General features: G+C 64.7%; 19 protein-coding genes and 1 pseudogene. 13 read left to right on the top strand and 7 right to left on the bottom strand.

Going from position 1 to position 17,817, the window contains the following annotated elements; translation table 11 throughout:
* Window positions 1-407 precede the first annotated feature (407 nt).
* The 9 genes from WT97_RS30490 to WT97_RS30450 all read left to right on the top strand — a co-directional run bounded on the left by WT97_RS30490 (window position 408) and on the right by WT97_RS30450 (window position 7,518).
* The gene (locus tag WT97_RS30490) at window positions 408-1,118 is read left to right on the top strand and encodes an MgtC/SapB family protein (RefSeq protein WP_060354979.1); all 711 of its coding nucleotides are present in this window, start codon (window positions 408-410) and stop codon (window positions 1,116-1,118) included.
* 71 nt (window positions 1,119-1,189) lie between these two features.
* Window positions 1,190-1,615: a CBS domain-containing protein gene (locus WT97_RS30485; RefSeq protein WP_059794252.1), complete on the top strand. Its 426-nt coding sequence runs from the start codon at window positions 1,190-1,192 to the stop codon at window positions 1,613-1,615.
* Between the two features lie 26 nt (window positions 1,616-1,641).
* Window positions 1,642-1,911 (top strand): DUF2934 domain-containing protein, encoded by a 270-nt coding sequence (locus WT97_RS30480; protein WP_179949820.1) that lies wholly within the window; start codon window positions 1,642-1,644, stop codon window positions 1,909-1,911.
* A 120-nt stretch (window positions 1,912-2,031) separates the two neighbouring features.
* Window positions 2,032-2,313: a hypothetical protein gene (locus WT97_RS30475; RefSeq protein ID WP_060354977.1), complete on the top strand. Its 282-nt coding sequence runs from the start codon at window positions 2,032-2,034 to the stop codon at window positions 2,311-2,313.
* 57 nt (window positions 2,314-2,370) lie between these two features.
* Window positions 2,371-3,375, top strand: a complete 1,005-nt coding sequence (locus tag WT97_RS30470; RefSeq protein ID WP_059794259.1) for an SDR family oxidoreductase — start codon at window positions 2,371-2,373, stop codon at window positions 3,373-3,375.
* A gap of 200 nt (window positions 3,376-3,575) precedes the next feature.
* Window positions 3,576-4,502, top strand: coding sequence for a TauD/TfdA family dioxygenase (locus WT97_RS30465; RefSeq protein WP_060354976.1), 927 nt, complete (start codon window positions 3,576-3,578; stop codon window positions 4,500-4,502).
* Window positions 4,503-4,550: 48 nt separating this feature from the next.
* Window positions 4,551-5,582, top strand: a complete 1,032-nt coding sequence (locus WT97_RS30460) for an ABC transporter substrate-binding protein (RefSeq protein ID WP_060354975.1) — start codon at window positions 4,551-4,553, stop codon at window positions 5,580-5,582.
* 65 nt (window positions 5,583-5,647) lie between these two features.
* Entirely contained in the window at window positions 5,648-6,634 is a 987-nt protein-coding gene (locus tag WT97_RS30455; RefSeq protein ID WP_060354974.1) for an ABC transporter ATP-binding protein, read from the top strand.
* A complete protein-coding gene (locus WT97_RS30450; protein WP_060354973.1) occupies window positions 6,631-7,518 on the top strand; it encodes an ABC transporter permease in 888 nt (295 codons plus the stop codon). The genes WT97_RS30455 and WT97_RS30450 overlap by 4 nt, the downstream gene beginning before the upstream one ends.
* Before the next feature lie 125 nt (window positions 7,519-7,643).
* On the opposite strand, the gene WT97_RS30445 is transcribed toward WT97_RS30450, so the two are convergent.
* The gene (locus WT97_RS30445; protein ID WP_060355045.1) at window positions 7,644-8,828 is read right to left on the bottom strand and encodes a porin; all 1,185 of its coding nucleotides are present in this window, start codon (window positions 8,826-8,828) and stop codon (window positions 7,644-7,646) included.
* A 486-nt stretch (window positions 8,829-9,314) separates the two neighbouring features.
* Here WT97_RS30445 and WT97_RS34410 point away from each other — a divergent pair, with 486 nt between their 5' ends.
* Window positions 9,315-9,485 carry a hypothetical protein gene (locus tag WT97_RS34410; protein WP_257128579.1) on the top strand — a complete coding sequence of 57 codons (171 nt, stop codon included), beginning with the start codon at window positions 9,315-9,317 and terminating at the stop codon, window positions 9,483-9,485.
* Window positions 9,486-9,722: 237 nt separating this feature from the next.
* Here the strand turns inward: WT97_RS34410 and WT97_RS30440 are convergent, their stop codons facing one another.
* The 6 genes from WT97_RS30440 to WT97_RS30415 all read right to left on the bottom strand — a co-directional run bounded on the left by WT97_RS30440 (window position 9,723) and on the right by WT97_RS30415 (window position 14,297).
* Entirely contained in the window at window positions 9,723-10,706 is a 984-nt protein-coding gene (locus WT97_RS30440; RefSeq protein ID WP_257128578.1) for a hypothetical protein, read from the bottom strand.
* A 375-nt stretch (window positions 10,707-11,081) separates the two neighbouring features.
* Window positions 11,082-11,393 carry a hypothetical protein gene (locus WT97_RS30435; RefSeq protein ID WP_082741967.1) on the bottom strand — a complete coding sequence of 104 codons (312 nt, stop codon included), beginning with the start codon at window positions 11,391-11,393 and terminating at the stop codon, window positions 11,082-11,084.
* A 70-nt stretch (window positions 11,394-11,463) separates the two neighbouring features.
* The gene (locus WT97_RS30430; protein WP_179949819.1) at window positions 11,464-12,027 is read right to left on the bottom strand and encodes a hypothetical protein; all 564 of its coding nucleotides are present in this window, start codon (window positions 12,025-12,027) and stop codon (window positions 11,464-11,466) included.
* A complete protein-coding gene (locus tag WT97_RS30425; protein WP_059794282.1) occupies window positions 12,024-12,854 on the bottom strand; it encodes an FAD:protein FMN transferase in 831 nt (276 codons plus the stop codon). Before WT97_RS30425 ends, WT97_RS30430 begins: the two co-directional genes overlap by 4 nt.
* A 1-nt stretch (window position 12,855) precedes the next feature.
* Window positions 12,856-13,377 (bottom strand): FMN-binding protein, encoded by a 522-nt coding sequence (locus tag WT97_RS30420; protein WP_060354971.1) that lies wholly within the window; start codon window positions 13,375-13,377, stop codon window positions 12,856-12,858.
* Window positions 13,378-13,388: 11 nt separating this feature from the next.
* Window positions 13,389-14,297, bottom strand: a complete 909-nt coding sequence (locus WT97_RS30415) for a DUF6662 family protein (RefSeq protein WP_060354970.1) — start codon at window positions 14,295-14,297, stop codon at window positions 13,389-13,391.
* 454 nt (window positions 14,298-14,751) lie between these two features.
* Between WT97_RS30415 and WT97_RS33830 the strand changes: the two are divergent.
* The 3 genes and pseudogenes from WT97_RS33830 to WT97_RS30405 all read left to right on the top strand — a co-directional run.
* Window positions 14,752-15,039 (top strand): annotated as a pseudogene (locus tag WT97_RS33830) (efflux RND transporter permease subunit); the annotation flags it as partial.
* Between the two features lie 253 nt (window positions 15,040-15,292).
* Window positions 15,293-16,351 carry a helix-turn-helix domain-containing protein gene (locus WT97_RS30410; protein ID WP_156440342.1) on the top strand — a complete coding sequence of 353 codons (1,059 nt, stop codon included), beginning with the start codon at window positions 15,293-15,295 and terminating at the stop codon, window positions 16,349-16,351.
* Window positions 16,352-16,867: 516 nt separating this feature from the next.
* On the top strand, window positions 16,868-17,608 hold the full coding sequence (locus WT97_RS30405; RefSeq protein WP_059794297.1) for a Crp/Fnr family transcriptional regulator: 741 nt from the start codon (window positions 16,868-16,870) through the stop codon (window positions 17,606-17,608).
* The last annotated feature ends 209 nt before the right edge of the window (window positions 17,609-17,817 follow it).

Raw genomic sequence — 17,817 nt, 5'->3', positions numbered from 1 at the left:
GACGTTCTCCGTGCTTCGTATCTGATCGGGAACAGTATTGCATAACTCGCGGGCGCGGGCATCAATTCGTATTCGTACGGGAACGAAAAAGTAGTCGCGACGCTCGGGGCGTCGTTTCGTACCCGATCGGGAACCGAATGTCGTGAAATGATTGCGAAGAGAATGTCCGTATCCGATCGGATACGGAAAACGATCGATCGAACGCATTTTGTCCGGTCGTCGCAAAGCGCGGGCCAACGCCGACGGCAGCCGCTCGCCACTCTCGCGCGGAACGTCCCTTTCTACAATTCCGTCCGACTCGCTACACGCGCCGCCATACCCCGAATGCGGGCCCGGTCCTTGCTCGGTTCAGCGTCGTCGGCGGCGTTCGCGCCCCGGCACATGACGATTCGCATGGGGAGGCGCGCATGGAACCGATGCCGGTCGTACTGCAGTGGCACGACGTTCTCGTCAGGATCCTGCTGGCGCTCGTCGCGGGCGGGCTGATCGGCATCGATCGCAGCGAATCCGGCAAGACGGCCGGACTGCGCACGACGATCCTCGTCTGCCTCGCCGCGTGCCTGTCGATGCTGCAGGTCAATGCGCTGTTGCTGCAAGCGGGCAAACCGGAGGGCGCGTTCTCGGTGCTCGACCTGATGCGGCTGCCGCTCGGCATCCTGACCGGGATGGGCTTCATCGGCGGCGGCGCGATCCTTCATCGCGACGGCCTCGTGTCCGGCGTCACGACCGCCGCGACGCTGTGGTTCGTGACGGTCATCGGGCTGTGCATCGGCGGCGGCCAGTTGTCGCTCGGTGCGCTCGGGCTGGTGCTGGCGCTGCTGGTCGTCTGGCCGCTGCGGTTCGTCGAGCAGCGCTTGCGGCGCACCAGGACCGCGTTGGTCACGGTCGAATATCCGCTCGGGTCGGCCGCGCGCAACCAACTGGGCGGGAAATTGCGCGACGCGGGTTTCACGTGCCGAACGAGGAGTTTTCGCGAAACGACTGCATGCGCGGCGCGCGAGGAGGAGATGTTCGTGCAGTGGCGCGAAGCGGCCGACGCCGACGTGATGATGACGCAACTGATGCGGATCCTCGAATCGGCCGGCCTCACGTCGGTCCGCTGCTCGGCGGAGAACTGACCCGCGCGACGGCCGGAACGCGCGATGCTCGTGCAGCAGGCCGCCGTGGGCGGCTTTCCAAGGAGCGAAACATGACACGTGTATCGGAAGTGATGACGCGCGATGCCGCGACCATCGGCCCGACGCAGAGCCTGCGCGATGCGGCCAGGCTGATGAACGACCTGAACGTCGGCGCGCTGCCCGTGTGCGACGGCACACGGCTGATCGGCATGCTGACGGACCGCGACATCGTCGTGCGCGCGGTGTCGATGGGCGTGCCGCCGGACGAGGCGGTCGAGGGCGTCGTCAGCGGACCCGCGAACTGGTGTTACGAGGACGACGACGTTTCGGCGGTGCAAAAGAAGATGGAAGACGCGCAGATTCGCCGCGTGCCGGTGGTCGACCGACAGAAGCGGCTGGTCGGCATCGTCGCGCTGGGCGATCTGGCTACCGCCGCGGACGGCGGAATGTCGTCGACGCTCGGCGCGGTGTCGGCGCCGTCGCGCCCGGATCGGTGATCGCCATGGCAGACACGGAGAACGGCATGAACGAAGACGGGGAAACGCAGATCCGCGAGCGCGCATACCGGCTGTGGCAGGCGGATGGCGCGCCGGACGGCAGCGCCGACGAATACTGGCGGCGGGCCGAGCAGCAACTCGATGCGGAAGGCGGCAGCGTGGACGGGCGCGCCGGGCAGACGGAGGATTTGCCGGCCGATCAGTCCGCGAAGCGCCGCATCCCCGGCGAGCCGCTGCAGGACATCGACGCGGTGCCGACCGGCGAGGTCGCGCACGAAAGGCGGCGCCGGCGGTGAAGCGTGTCCGGCCGCGACCCGGCGGCAGCCGCGGGACGACGCAGGCGGACCACGTGCGATTACGGATCCCGTGCACCCCGCGCGTGGTCGGCCCGACACCATCCGAACAGGGAGATAGTCATGACCCAGGACACTCGACGAAAGAACCCCGCGTCGCCCGACCCGGCACGCGAGGCGGCCGGCGCGCCGGACCGGCGCAAGCCGACACCCGGCCGCGCATCGACCGCGCGCTCAGGCCATGCGCCCGGCGGCGGCGAGCTGGACACGATTCCGGACGATCAGGCGCGCAAGGTCGTGCCGGACGATCCGCGCCAGACCGAGGCGCGCGATCCGGCCGGCAAGCCGTGGCCGGACGAGCACGACGCGCCCGACGATTCGGGCAACCGGCCGCGACCGCTGTAGCGGCGCCGCCGCCCGAATCGCCCGTTCCGTTCCGCCATCCACGCACCGGAGTCCATCATGTCATCAGACGAAGTTTCCGAATCCCGTCGCAAATGGGTGCAGGGCACGACGGCCGGACTGGTCGCCAGCGTCGCGCTGCCGACGATCGCGCAAACGGGCGGCCCGCCCGACGCCGGCGATACGGCGCCGCGCGATCCGCGCACGCTCTATCCGCATGCGCCGTTTCCGCAGCAGCACCAGCCGTGGCCGGGCCTTGCGGGCCGCATGACGCCGCGTCCCGATCACGGCGAGCGTAGCTATCGCGGCAGCGGCCGGCTCGACGGCCGCAAGGCGCTGATCACCGGCGGCGACTCGGGCATCGGCCGCGCGGTAGCGATCGCCTGTGCACGAGAAGGCGCGGACGTCGCGATCGTCTATCTGCCCGACGAGGAGCCCGATGCACGCGAAGTCGTGGACCTCATCCGCAGCGCGGGACGCAAGGCGGTGCCGCTGCCGGTCGACATCCGCAGCGAAGGCGCATGCAACGGGCTCGTCGAGCGGGCGGTCGCCGCGCTCGGCGGGCTCGACATCCTCGTGAACAACGCGGCTCGCCAGCAGAGCCACGAATCGATCCTCGACATCAGCACGGAGCAGTTCGACTGGACGCTGCGCACCAACCTTTACGCGATGTTCTGGATCACGCGGGCCGCGATTGCGCACATGCCGCCCGGTTCGGCGATCGTCAATACGACGTCGGTCAATGCGTACGACCCGTCCGCGAATCTGCTGGACTACGCGATGACGAAAGCGGCGATCGCGAATTTCACGAAGGGGCTCGCGAAGCAGATGATCAAGCGCGGCATCCGCGTGAACGGCGTCGCGCCGGGGCCGTTCTGGACGCCGTTGCAGGTCAGCGGCGGACAGACGACGCACAACGTGGAGACGTTCGGCGAACAGGTGCCGATGGGGCGGCCGGGACAACCGGCCGAGATCGCGTCGATCTATGTCGAGCTGCTGTCGTCGCGCGCGAGCTATGTGACCGGGCAGATCTATGGCGCGTCGGGTGGCGCCGGGCAACCTTAGTTGGCTGGCGGCGCGACGCGGTCGGACGCGGCCGGAACCTCCCGCCATCGACGCCGATCGCCGATTCCGCCCGAATCGGCGCCGTATGCGCGAGCAGCGATCTTTATCACCGCAGCAGATAAACGTATCCGAATCGCTTCGTTGACGCCCGCCGGCACACCCTCGTAGATTCGCGTTTTGACCGAATCAGGAGCCGTGCCGTGACGACTACCGCCCTCCGCGACGCCGCAACGCTTTCCACCGGGCATCCCGCCTTGCGGCCGGACGGCGTGGCGCAGCACTTCGACATCGTGCCGTTCGACGCGCCGCTCGGCGCCGAAGTGATCGGCCTCGACCTGTCGAAACCGCTCGGTGCCGACGATTTCGCGCGCATCCATCGTGCGCATCTCGATCACCACGTGCTGGTATTTCGCGATCAGCGCATCACGCCGGACGAGCACATCGCGTTCAGCCGCCGCTTCGGCCCGCTGCAGATTCACGTGCTGCACCAGTTCGCGCTGGCCGGCCACCCGGAAGTGCTGATCGTGTCCAACATCGTCGAGAACGGTAAACCGATCGGGCTTGGCGACGCCGGCCATTTCTGGCATTCCGACCTGTCGTACAAGGAAAAGCCGAGCCTCGGCTCGCTGCTGCACGCGCAGGAGCTGCCGGCGGAAGGCGGCGACACGCTGTTCGCGAACATGCATCTCGCATGGGACACGCTGCCGGCCCATCTGCGCCGCGCGATCGAAGGGCGGCGCGCGGAGCATACGTATCTGGCGCGTTATGCGGAATTGCAGGCGCGCAGCCCGTGGCGGCCCAACCTGTCGCCCGAGCAGATCGCGCAGGTCGCGGCGGTCGTTCATCCGGTCGTGCGCACGCATCCGGAAACCGGCCGCCAGGCGCTGTTCGTCAGCGAGCATTTCACGACGCGCATCGTCGGGTTGCCCGACGACGAAAGCCGCGCGCTGCTCGACGAATTGTTCGCGCACAGCGTGCGCGCCGAGCACCTGTATCGACACGCATGGCGCGACCACGACCTGGTGTTCTGGGACAACCGTTCGCTGATGCATCTCGCCGCCGGCACGCCCGACCACCTGCGCCGCAAGCTGTACCGCACGACGATCGAAGGCAACGCGCCTTTCTGAGCCGCGCGCCGCGTCGTTCATTTTCGCCCCTTCCTGACCGGAGTTCCGATGTCGTTTTCGTTTTTGCCGGCGCGTCGCGCGCTGGCGGCCATGCTCACCGCGGCGCTCGCTTTCGCGGGCGCGGCGATCCCGCAAGCTGCGCACGCAGAGGGCCGCATCCGCATCGCCGAGCAGTTCGGCGTCGTCTACCTGATGCTGAACGTCGCGCGCGACCAGCAACTGATCGAGAAGGAGGGGCGCAAGGCGGGCCTCGACATCAAGGTCGACTGGGTGCGGCTGTCGGGCGGCGCGGCCGTGAACGACGCGCTGTTGTCCGGCGCGGTGGACGTCGCGGGCGCGGGCGTCGGCCCGCTCTTGACCGTGTGGGACCGCACGCGCGGCCGGCAGAACGTGAAGGGCGTCGCGTCGCTCGGCAATTTTCCGTATTACCTCGTGAGCAGCAACCCGAACGTGAAGACGATCGCCGACCTGAGCGCGAAGGACCGGATCGCGGTGCCGGCGGTCGGCGTGTCGGTGCAGTCGCGCGTGCTGCAGTACGCGGCCGCGAAGCAGTGGGGCGACAAGCAGTTCGACAAGCTCGACGCACTCACGCAGGCGATTCCGCATCCCGACGCGACGGCCGCGATTCTCGCGAACAGCAACGTGATCACCGGTCACTTCGGCAATCCGCCGTTCCAGGAGCAGGAGCTCGCCGGCAACCCGAACGCGCACATCGTGCTGAATTCGTATGACGTGCTCGGTGGCCCGAGCTCCGCGACGGTGCTGTACGCGACCGAGAAATTCCGCGACGACAACCCGAAGACCTACCGCGCGTTCGTCGCCGCGCTGGCCGATGCCGCCCGGCAGATCGCGGCCGATCCGGAGCGGGCGGCCGATACCTATATTCGCGTGAACGCGTCGAAGATCGATCGCGCGCTGCTGCTGAAGATCCTGCGCAATCCGCAGGTGCAGTTCAAGACCGCGCCGCAGAATACGCTGCCGCTCGCGCAGTTCATGCATCGCACCGGCGCGATCCGCAACGAACCGAAGTCGTGGCGCGATTATTTCTTCGACGATCCCGCGACGGCCGGCGGCAGTTGAGCTGACGATGCTGCGACGCCGCGATCGACGCTTATGCGTCGGCGCGGTTTCGATATGCGCAATCGATGGTTGGTCCGCACGACGCCCGGCCGTATGTTGATGCTTTGCCCGCAAGAGATTCGATCGTGAACGCCACTTCTCCCCGAACCTGGTTGCCGCCGTATGCGGCGCGTGACGGCGCGTCGCCGGCATCCGCCGCGCCCGACACACGTGCTGCCGGGCGGCCCGCGGCGAACGCCGCGCCCGCCGGTGCGCACAGCGAACGCCTGCTCGCCATCGACGAGGTCAGCCTCGAATACCGCAGCGGCGCGCGAATCGTTCGCGCGACGCATCGGGTGAGCTTCGACGTGTACGGCAGCGACCGCTTCGTGCTGCTCGGGCCGTCGGGGTGCGGGAAGTCGACGCTGCTGAAGGCGATCGCCGGCTTCATCGAGCCCGTCTCGGGTTCGATCGCGCTCGACGGCCGGCCGGTACGCGGGCCGGGGCCCGACCGCATCGTCGTGTTCCAGGAGTTCGACCAGTTGCCGCCGTGGAAGACGGTCGTCGAGAACGTCGCGTTTCCGTTGCGTGCCGCCGCGAGGCTGTCTCGTGCCGAAGCGCGCGAGCGCGCGCTGCACTATCTCGACAAGGTCGGCCTCGGCACGTTTGCCGACGCCTATCCGCATACGCTGTCGGGCGGCATGAAACAGCGTGTCGCGATTGCCCGGGCGCTGGCGATGCAGCCGCGCGTGCTGCTGATGGACGAACCGTTCGCCGCGCTCGACGCGCTCACGCGCCGCAAGATGCAGGAGGAACTGCTGCGACTGTGGGACGAATTCCGCTTCACGCTGCTGTTCGTCACGCATTCGATCGAGGAGGCGCTCGTGGTCGGCAACCGGACTCTGCTGCTGTCGCTGCATCCGGGCCGCGTGCGCGCCGAGCTCAACAGTCACGAGCATTCGCTCGACGACGTCGACACCGGCGACTTCCGCGACAACGTCGCGCGGATCCATCGCCTGCTGTTCGACACCGACGCACCCCACGCACCGACGACGGAGGACGCCGCATCGTGAGTACGCTCGATCCCCTCCTGCCGCCGCTGCCGCCCGTGCGCGCCGAATACACGCGCACGCTCGACGCGCTGCCCGACGCCGAGCGCGCGGCGCCGGCGCCGCTCATGCGCCGCATCGGCGCCGCCGCGTGGTTTCGCCGCAGCGTCATCGCGCTCGTGCTGATCGCCGCATGGGAGATCGTCGCGCGCATCGTCGCGAACGATCTGCTCGTCCCGACTTTCGGCGCGACGCTGGCCGCGTTCGTGCAAGGCATCGAGTCCGGCGAACTGCTGGTCAAGACCGGCATCTCGATGTCGGTGTTGCTGCGCGGCTATGCGCTGGGCGTGCTGCTGGCGTTCGCGCTGACGTCGCTTGCGGTATCCACGCGCATCGGCCGCGATCTGCTCACGATGCTCACGTCGATGTTCAATCCGCTTCCGTCGATCGCGTTGCTGCCGATCGCGCTGCTGTGGTTCGGGCTCGGCACCGGCAGCCTGCTGTTCGTGCTCGTGCATGCGGTGCTGTGGCCGCTCGCGCTCAGCATGTATACCGGCTTTGCCGGCGTGCCCGCCACGCTGAAAATGGCGGGGCGCAACTACGGGCTCACGGGGCTGCGCCAGATCGCGCTGATCCTCGTGCCGGCCGCGCTGCCGTCGATCCTGTCCGGTTTGCGCGTCGGCTGGGCCTTCGCATGGCGCACGCTGATCGCGGCCGAACTCGTGTTCGGCGCGAGCGCCGGGCAGGGCGGCCTCGGCTGGTATATCTTCCAGAACCGCAACGAGCTGTATACGGATCGCGTGTTCGCGGGCCTCGCGGCCGTCATCGTGATCGGGCTGCTGATCGAGAACCTCGTGTTCGATACGTTCGAACGCGCGACCGTGCGGCGCTGGGGCATCCAGCACTGACGCGCCGAGCGCGATCGATCCCGGCGCATGCATGACGTAAGCTGAAAATCGGCTTTTCACGTGTGCCGGGGCGTCCCGATACGCTACGGATGCCGCTTGTCGCGCCGCGCCCGATGCAGGCGCCGTCAGAACTTCACGCGCAGCCCGCTGACGAACGCAAGCTGGCGGTTCGTCGACGACGCGCTGCCGATGTTCGAGATCGCCGCAATCTTGCGATAGCCGCCCGGCGTCGAGGTGCTCGCATCGCCGGCTGCGAGCTGGTAGATACCCGACACATAGATATCGGTGCGCTTCGACAACGCATAGTCGAACCCGAGCGTGAACTGGTGCCAGCGCGGCTTCAGCGTCTGGCCGCTCGTGCCCGGCAAGCCGCTCGCGCGCCCGTCGGTAAACGTATAGACGCCGATCAGCGTCGCCGCCGGCGTGATCTGGTAGCGCGCGTTCACGTCGTAGTTGTTGAGCTTGCGCGACGAGCCGTCGAGATAGTCGAGCTGCGTATGGCTCCATGCGAAGCCGAGCGTCGTACGGCCGAGCGCGTAGTTCGCGCCCACCGCGCCGATCTGCTGCTTCAGTACGCCGCCGTTCAGCCCGTAGAAGAACGCGCCGCTGTAGTCGTTGCCGGTGCTCGAGGTCGCGCCGCCCACCGCGCCGCTCGTATTCGACGTCGCATTCGGATGGTTGAATCGCACATAGCCGCCGCCGATCGACAGCGGGCCGTTCACGTAGTTCGCCGATGCGCCCCATGCGTTGTTGTTCGAGAATCCGGTGCCCGCGCCGCCATTTGCCTGGTTGCTGAATGCATAGAGCAGGTCGGCCGTGAAGCCGGCGATCGTGTCGCTGCGGAACTTCACCGCGTTGTTCAGCCGGAAACTCTGGTTCATGTTGTCGTTGTCGCCCACATGCGTGGCCGGCGACCAGAAACCCGCCCCCGAGTACTGCGCGACGAGATCGGTGATCGGCTCGTACTGACGGCCGAACGTCAGCGTGCCGAGGCCTTTCTTGCCGAGCCCCACGTACGCGGACCGGCCGAACAGGCGGCCGCCCTGGCCGAGCCCGCCGTCGCTCGGCCGGAACCCGCTTTCCAGCGTGAAGATCGCCTGCAGGCCGCCGCCGAGATCCTCCGCGCCTTTCAGGCCCCAGCGGCTGCCGCTCAGCTTGCCGCTCGTCTGCTGGATGTTGCTCGCGCCGCCCTGGTTGTTCGTATACGCGATGCCGGCGTCGACCACGCCGTACAACGTCACCGAACTCTGCGCATGCGCGCTGACCGAACCGATCGAAACCAAACCCAGCGCCACCGTTTTTTTGATCATGACCATCCTCTGTCGTTATCGATACGTTTGTGAGGATCACGATGCTATTGACGACGAACGCGCCGACGAACGGCCGATCCGTGGTTTGTAAATCGCTGCGCGGCCGATTTGTAATGTGCGTTGCCGTCGGCCCGGCATGTGCGCCACGATCGCGTCCGGCACGCCTGCTGTGGCGAACGCATCGCGCGGACCGCGAACGTTGCGTGTCGAAAATGCACGTGCGCGGTCATATCGATCGATGAAATCGTTCGATGTGCGCAATACCCGTCGTTCGCATGACGATGCGTTTACGCAACGCCTCGCTAGGCGAGGGCCGACCGATGCGCTACGCACGTTCGCATATCGATTCCGCGAAACGTTGGTAGGGCGGGCGAGGTGTGGCGGCAGAGTCTGGCATCCGACGCTGGCCGGCATGCGTCGGGAACAGTATGGCGCGCCGGTACGCGCGCTTTCGACCAGCGCAGCGAAGGCTACGCGCTGTTGCCGATGAAGTCCGACGTGGTGGCGCAGCACCGGCAGGTCGCGGCCGTGTTTGCCCGCATCGGCGTGTTGGACGGCCCGGCCCATGTCGCGTCGTTGTGGGATGGTCGTTCGATCCGCTGGTTGTGGCAGGGTGATGCGAGGAAACGGGAAGCGCTTGCTGATCAGCGCCGATAGCGGTCTCGTCGGAAGATTCGGGCGACCGGATCAGGAGAACGCCATCGCGACCATGGTGCCGAACACCATGCCGAACGCGATCCCGCAGAGCCGGCCGTAGATCGATGTGCGAAATACATCGTCAGCGCGCATTTCGTTCGAGTGAACGGCGATTCGCTCGGATGGGCCGGGAACGACCCGAATGCGCTCGACAGTGACGTTGCGGCCGCCGCGGCAGATACACGCCGCGCGTGTCCGTCAAACGGCGAAGATCCGGCGCTGGTAGTCGAGGATCAGGCGATCGATGTCGTGATCGGAGCGCCGCGGCTGGCTTTTCGGCTCGAGCCAGAGCCACCGCATCATCCGGTAGCGCGCCTCGACGCACATCAGCCATGCGTCCCAGTCCGACCAGTGTCGCAGCAACGGGATGTTGCGAATGTCCCGCAGCCCGTCGCGGATCTCATACACGTTGAAGTACTTGCTCGCGCGCTGACTCAATTCATCGAATGCGCGAGCGGCTTGCTCCGGGTCGGCAAGCAGGAAGTCGTGGATTTCGACGATGACGTGACTGCCGGAGAGCTGCTCCAGCAGCGCGTCGTCGAACAGGTCGAACTCGGCGCCTTCGATATCGCACAGGATGACCCGTCCGGCCGGCTCCCCGCCGTGCTCCGACAGGATCGCGGGCAGGTTGCGATCGGCCTTTCCGTAGACGGCGACGCGGTCCGCCAGCCCCATTTCCGCGGCGCGGTGCCGGATCGCGTGGCGGCGCTGCTCGTCCATCTCGAAACACAGGCTGCGCGCAAAGACGTTGTTCCTGACCAGGCCGATGCCGAAAATGCCGTCGGCGGCCCCGAGATCGACCAGCACCTTTTCAGGCGATCCGAGCGCTTCGAGGATCGCGCAAACGGCGATCTCGTAGGTGCCGAGCAGATAGCCGCCGACCGCGACTTCCGCCCAATGACTGAAACCGATGGGAAACCCGCGCAGGATGCCGTACTGGACGATCGAGCCCGTCTGCTCGCGCAGCAACTGCGATAGGTAGTGCAGGCGAAGATTCGCGGCCTGGATCGAGCTTTGGTTGAAATATTGCGCGTGGTCCATTTTTATCGTTCTCTCGGGGTGAAGAAGCGCGTAGGGAAGGGTGGCGATGGCGGGAGGCTCCGGAGTGGTCCTGCCTGGGACCAGAATATAACGCGTTGTCGGTTCGTTCAGGAAGCCGGCTTCCCGGATCGGGAATATCACGAAAGGCGGCGTTGGCTGGAGAGGAAATGCGACGCGTGAACGCCGACCCATGCGAGCATCGCGTCTGGCGGAACGCCGGAGCATGTCCGGTCCGCCTCGATGTTCGCGACCACGGTCGGTTGTTTGGTCGTCGTCGATGCGGCTACAGCATAGACCGGCAGTGAGGGTCGGCCGGGATTCGTGAAATTTTCGCCAAAATCACCTTAATTAGATGATTTAAAAAGGGAAATTTAACGCCCCACCGGGTAGCTGGGCCAAGCGCCCCTTCAGATCCGAGGGCGCGGTCGTAGCCCAAGTGCCGCCTCTTCGAGAGCCGTTGCCAGCACCGGCGACGGTGTCCATTTACCACCCTGCGCGCCGTCGCATCGACGATCTTCACGTCGCGGCCGTTCCGGCTGTGCCGCCGGACAAAATGACATCGCCGTGCACGGCCATGCGTTCCACGATCTGGCCGACGTCGAGCGCGCCGTCGGCATCAAAGGTGACGATCATGAAGTCGCGATACACGACACGCGTCGGGACACGGTTCACCAGCTGGACGAGCAAGTTTGCGATGCGCACCCGCTGCCCGGCAAAACCCGGCAGACGGTGGCTGTCCGGCTGCCCGAGCATTTGCCAGTAGCGCTTGCTAAGCCGGCAGATCGAGTCGTCCGCAGCGATCAGAAATGTCCGGGGTGAGTATCCCATCGCGAGCTAATCGGATCAGTTGAGTGGAGGCGCGACGCGTTCCTTGATGCCGACGGTTCCGGACGTGTGTTCAGCCGTCCGCCGTCTCCGCGTACACGGCTTGCTTGTTGTCGGCTTTCGGATGCCGGCCGGCGCTCGCTTCGCCCGGCTCGCGCGGTACGCCATGAGAGTGACCGCGCGTATGGCCGTGCACTCGCCGTGTGCGCCCGACGACTATATGCAGCGGGATCGTGGCAACCAGCGCGACGCCGATCGCAATATGCGTCCACTTCATGAGCAGGTGCCATTCCTCTGGCGCGTAATAGAGCCCGTACGCGCTGATCGCGAGGATCGCCATCGTGCTGAGGGCAATGACACCGGTGACGAGATTGCGCCGCGCGTTCCACGCGAAGCGGATATGTTGCGGCAGCAGCGAGCCGAGGAGGATCAGGCTGAGGAACGAAAACGCGCCGTGAGCCTGCAGCAGTGGATGCGACCACGGCCAGTCCTCGACCTGCGCTACATCGCGCACGCCGCAGTAAACGAGTCCGCTTAGCGCGACGATCGTCAGGATCGCGAGCGTCAGGCGGTAGTGCGCGGGATGCAGCAGGATGCCGGTGCCTTTGCGCTGGCCGGGACGGGACGAGGTTGTCATGATGTGACCGCGTGTGCGTGATGGGATTGAAGAACGTGTGCCGTCAGCGGCGCGTCGGCGCCGGTAAGCATCACGAGCTTGGTGAGCGCGTCGGCCCAGATGCAGCGGGGCGCGACGACCGACACGCTCGCATAGTGCGCGGCGGTGTGTGTGGCATGCGGCGCCGTCGCGACGATCGTCTGCGCGTCGTCGGGAAAACCGAAGCTCGACGCGAAGTAGCGGCCGCTCGTCGCCACCGCGCCGCGCGTCAGGAGGCCGAGCACCCGGGAGCGCGCTGGCGCGTCGGGGGTGCGTATGGAAATGGGCTGCGGCGCGTCGCCGAACACGCGAAGATCGCCGCCCGCCGACACCGCTCCCGCCGTCGCGCCCGCCCGGCGGAGCGTGGCGACCGCGATGTCGACTGCGAAGCCTTTCGCGATGCCGCCGAGATCGATCCATACATCCCGGCGGCGCACGACGCGGCATGCCGCGTGCAGTTCGACCGCGTCGAAGCAGGCGCTGGCGTCGGGCACGCGGCCGGCCGGCGCGGGAAGAAGCCCGCGTGCGACGAGCGTGCGCGCGACCGTCGGATCGAAGAGTCCGCCGCTTAGCCGGAACAGCCGCTGCGCGTGCCGCAATACGTGGAATGTCCACGGATGCACGGCGACGGGCGTATCGAGCGCGGCGGCGTGGAGGCGGCCCAGGTCGCTGTCCGCACGGTGGAAGCTCATCAGCCGCTCGACTTGCGCGACCTGCTCGAACGCATGCGGCAGCGCATCGCCGCCCGCGCGTTCGTCGACGTGCATCTCGACGATCGTGCCGAGCAGCGGACGGGCGCGCGCAGGCATCTCACATCCTCGCGAGCGCGAGCTCGTGCAGTGCGAGCACGCGCTTCACGCCTTGCGTGATGTGCTTGCAGGACAACGTCGCGCCGCTGATGTTGCGCACGTCCTTGCCGAGTTGCATCGCGTCGTGCGACGTCTTGCCGACGAACTGCGCGCGCCAGTCGGCGTTGCGCACTTCGGCGCCGTAGGTCTCCTGATACGACAGGATATCGATGCCGCGCACGCTGCCGTTCGCGTTCAGCGCGACGGCGTAGGCGATCTTCTCGTGCTTGCCGACCACCTTGTCGAGCACGAACCAGCCGCCGTCCGGCGCTTTCCACACGCCTTTCTCGTCGAACGGTTCATGCACGCCGGAGCGCTCGAGCATCGCGTCGCGCACAGTGTCGGGCAGCTTCAGCAGGACCGGCGACAGCGTGATGCCGGGGAACATCGCAGCCTGCGCCTGCGCGACGCTCAGGTATTCGACCGCATACGTGGGCGCCGCGGCGAGCGCGACCGGAAGGACGGCAAAGGGCATCCATTTCATCGCGCTTCTCCTCAGAACGGCACGCCGACCTTGACCATGAATTCGTTGCGCGCATGCTCTTCGCCGAAGATGCGGCCGCCGGCGCTGACGGCTTCCTGATCCTCGTTGAAGGTTTGCACCCACGGCATCTGATGGCGCCACGCGGCGGTCACCCACCAGTGCTTGGTCGCGTAATGGAGGTTCGGCCCGAGGAACCAGGCGGAATGCTCGCGGCGGTTGTACCAGTAGCCGCTGAACTCGCGATGGTTGCGCATTTCGACGCCGGCGCTCAGGTTGTTGGTGAACCGGTACGACACGCCCGCGGTCAGGTCGATCATCGACGCGCGCTCGACGTCGCCCATCGCGGTCTTTTCCTTCTCGTGCTCACCCATGATGTTCGCGGCGACGATCAGCCGGTCGTCGAGGAAGTTCTTCTGCAGGATGACTCGCCATTCGAGCGCGCGCTCGCGCGGGCCTATTTCCGGCTCGAGGTAGAACGCGAGGCCGATCGGCGACGTCACGGGGTTCAGCACCTGGTAGATCGCTTCGAGCGATACGCCGTCGAAGCGCGTCTTGCGATAGCGGCCGGCCGGATCGTCGTTGGGACCGAGGTCGGTGCCGGGGCCGCCGGTCATGCCGTCGATGCCGTTGCGGAATGCGTTCGTGTAGCTCCAGTTCACGTAGCCGGACAACTGCAAGCGATCCGTCAAGCCGTACTCGATCTCCTCGCGGTTCTTCAGATAGTTGTAGGTGCCTTGCGTCTGGCCTTGCTGCAAGAACGAGCTGTGTTCCAGTTCGAAATGGCCTTTCGGCATCACGTCGGCGGTGTAGATCCAGCCGAACGGCGATTCGCCGGCGTGCGCGGCGCCGGCCGCACACGCGGCCGCCAGTCCGAACGCTGCGGCCAGTTTCGTGAACGTACGGGATGCTTGTCTTCTCATGTCGTTTGCCACGCGATGCGTGCTTCGTCAGGCTGCGAAGCCACGCACGGTGTGCCTCCTTGATTTATTACGGTTAGTTACCGGCGGCGAATGCTAATAGAAGCAATTCTCATTCGCAATGTATTTATTTCATATGAAGAAATTAACGGTGCAGATTGTTGCGGAAAATTGCGCGTGATCAGAAAGTTATTTGTAATATTTAGCGAATCACGGCTGAATGTGAGGTCAAGTGCCGGTGCAAGCGGCTGCGGCTCGACGTACGCGCCGTCAGGCCGGCGCCGTGGGATTTCCATCTCGCGGCCGTTGCGGATAACATGCTGCGGCACCCGGTCGGCCGTAATGTTATTGTTTAAATTAAGAAATGAGATTGTTAGAAATGCGGAAGCGTGGCCAGACGATCAACCTGTTGTGCGCAGGCGACATGTAAAGACGCGAGGTCCATTGGGACGGTCGGCGGCCGATCGTGATGACGTCGACGGCGTTTCTGCTCGGCGTTGTGCCGCTGGTGCTGGCGACGGGCGCGGGTGCGGAGAGCCGGCGGTCGATCGGGACAGGCGCGTTTGGGGGCGTGCTGGCCGCAACGATGTGCGGGCTGGGGTTTGCGTCGGTGGCGTTTCGGGTGGTGGCGTCGATCGGGCGAAACGGCCGGCGGGTGGCGGTGACGAAGCGACGATCGTCAGGCCGAGGTGGTCGGGGAGTGAGTTATGCCGGATTGAAAGATGAAGGCGGGTTATATGAATGAAATGCCCATGCTTCAATGTACGGAATTCTCGGGGCGATATTCTGCGAAGAGGAATATATTTTTCAGAAAAAAATAAAATGGACATTGAAAATGAATGAGCGGTTCGAAGGGGGAAATCGGTAACTCGAGTCGTTGGCGGCCCATTTATCGCCGAAAGCCCTGAATGCGCTCGAAATATGACGATGTTTGACAATGGTGTTATAGGTGACCAAGTATCATTTTTCCATTGTGGGCATCAAAAGCAGGGTCGTCCGTGGACAACAACGCGTCGCTCCCCATTTTTCGATTTTCGACGGAACCTCTATCGCAGCACGAAAAATTCGATGCATGGCGGAATCAGCTGAACGGCATAATCGACCTTGAAGCGCCGGACGACCCCACCGTCCACTTCGACGCATCGATGCAGGCCGTTCAGCTCGGTCAATTCGTAGCAGGGCAGCGGATATGGAAGAATTCCGCGAGGCAGGTCCCGCATCGCGCCCGACGTTCGACACGGCACATTCGTGCGGACGGCCTCGACTACTACTGCCTGGAGTTGCATCAATCCGAACTCATACAAGGCTGGGCTGGTACGCGCGAAGTGAACGTATGCGGCGGCCAGTTGCTTTTTCTGGACCGGGCGAAGACAGCTGACTATTCGGTAACACTCGGTGACACGATTTATATGATCGTACCGAGAAGCATTCTTCCAGTGGACATGTCCGCACTTCACGGTCAAACGCTGACGAGCGGCCTCGCCGGTCTGCTGGCGGATTACATGCAGTCGCTACACGCCCGTCTCGCACGGATGTCCGTCGCAGAAATGCCGTACGTTGCGCAGGCGACGGCCGATATCTTGCGAGCCTGCCTGCAGCCGGCCGCGGATTCACTGGCTCAAGCGCAGTCCGAACTTGATGCGCTCCGATTTGAACGCGTGAAACGCTACATCGACGCACATCTGTTGGAGCCGGATCTTGGACCGGACCGAATCTGCAAGGAAATAGGTATTTCCCGCTCGAGTCTATATCGTCTGTTCGAATCGACGACGGGCGCAGGTGTGTCACACGTCATCCTCCAAAAGAGACTGCGTCGCGCGCGCAGCGCGCTGGCGGATCCAACGTCGTTGCGTGCGCGGATCGGAGAGGTCGCGCGTCGTCATGGTTTCGTGAACGAGAAACACTTCAGTCGAGTCTTCAAGGCGGAGTTTGATTGCACCCCAAGGGAGATGCAAGATCGGGCAGTGCGTTGCGCGCGAATGCAACCCAGCGTATCGACCGATCTGCAGAACCCTACATTCAGCGCGTGGATGACCGCCTTTCTTGATCACGGTTGATCCGGCACGAACGACGCGATGAAACGGGCTGCTGAAGCCAACGAGGCTGGCGAGGTCCGCCATCGAGCGGACGGATTGACGGGCAAGGGTCTCATTTCTCGGCTCGCGTGATGGGGCGGGGGCGGCGCAGTGTCCTGCGAACTATGCCGTCTTCGTCGCGATTTCGTCCGACGAACCGCAAGGCGAGCGTGACAACGGCCTTACAACTCTACGAAAAGTCCCAGATTAGTATTTAAATGATCCAATTTCATGACGGATCGGAAATATGTCGATTCGCGCGCGTAGAATTCCATTGACGCGCCGTTCTATCCTGTATGGCGCGTTCGTGCCTGGTCTACATTAATGACCTTTATGGCGGCGCTGTCGTTCGGCAGCCCGCCTTCTTTATGGTTTTGCATGGGCGTGAAAATGAAGAAGCGGTTGGGGATAACGCCATACGGGATTTGTCTTTCCGGCTCGTAAAATTCACGGTCGATATTGTCTTTTCATCGGCACGTTTCATGATGGCAGCCGTTTATGATCGAGCTTTCCCATAGTTTCGACGCCAACTGGTTTCTCGCGATGCTCGGCCATGACGAGCGCGCCACGCTGGCCGCTCACCTGCAACTCGTGCATCTCAAATCCGGAGAAGTGCTCTGCGAACCGGGCAAAATGCTCGCTGCGGTTTATCTACCCGTGACGACGGCGATTTCTCTGCAGTACGTGGCGTCCGGCGGCATGACGCTCGAAGTAGCAGGAATCGGTAGCGAAAGCGTGGTGTGCGACGATGTGATCGGCGGCCGCGGCAGGATGCCGCGCCGCGTCGTCGTGTGTCGCGACGGGGCCGCCTACAGGCTCGATCGCCGTGTATTCGACGTCGCGTTCGATGCGTCGCCGGAGATTCGCCAACTCGTGTTCGCCTGCGTGCGGCTGCTGATGGCGCAGATGTCTCAGATCACGCTCTGCAGTCGCCATCATGTGCTCAAGCACCAGTTGTGCCGATGGTTCCTGCTTGCATACGACCGGTCACGCAGCATCGAGATTCAGATCACGCACCACATGCTCGCGCAGATGCTCGGCGTGCGCCGAGAAACGATCACGGACGCGTTGGGCCAACTGCAGAAGCTCGGCTTGATCCGGCAGTATCGCGGTTCCATTGAACTTGGCGATCTCCGCGGTCTCGAGAAGGCGTCGTGCGGCTGTCAGGATGTCGTGCGAGACGAGATCAAGCTCTGTCTGTCGACGTGCACGGACGTGCCTGCCGCGACGCACAACTGATCCGAACGGCGCATCGGCATCGGGGCGCACAAGGTGAATTTGATGTTGCTGCGGGCCGCAAGTGACGAAGGGGCTTGACGTTTTTCGATGCTGCATTGTGATTTTACATAATGCTGTTTATCGCTTTATTGAGTGTAGGAGCAAAGTTGTAATGTCGCATCTGGGCAAAGTTGAAATGTCGTAGTTCGAGGGTTTCGGCGCATGCTGGC

It is taken from the genome of Burkholderia sp. MSMB1459WGS, assembly GCF_001534535.1.
Taxonomy (GTDB): domain Bacteria; phylum Pseudomonadota; class Gammaproteobacteria; order Burkholderiales; family Burkholderiaceae; genus Burkholderia.
This window is presented reverse-complemented; position numbering and strand designations above follow the sequence as displayed.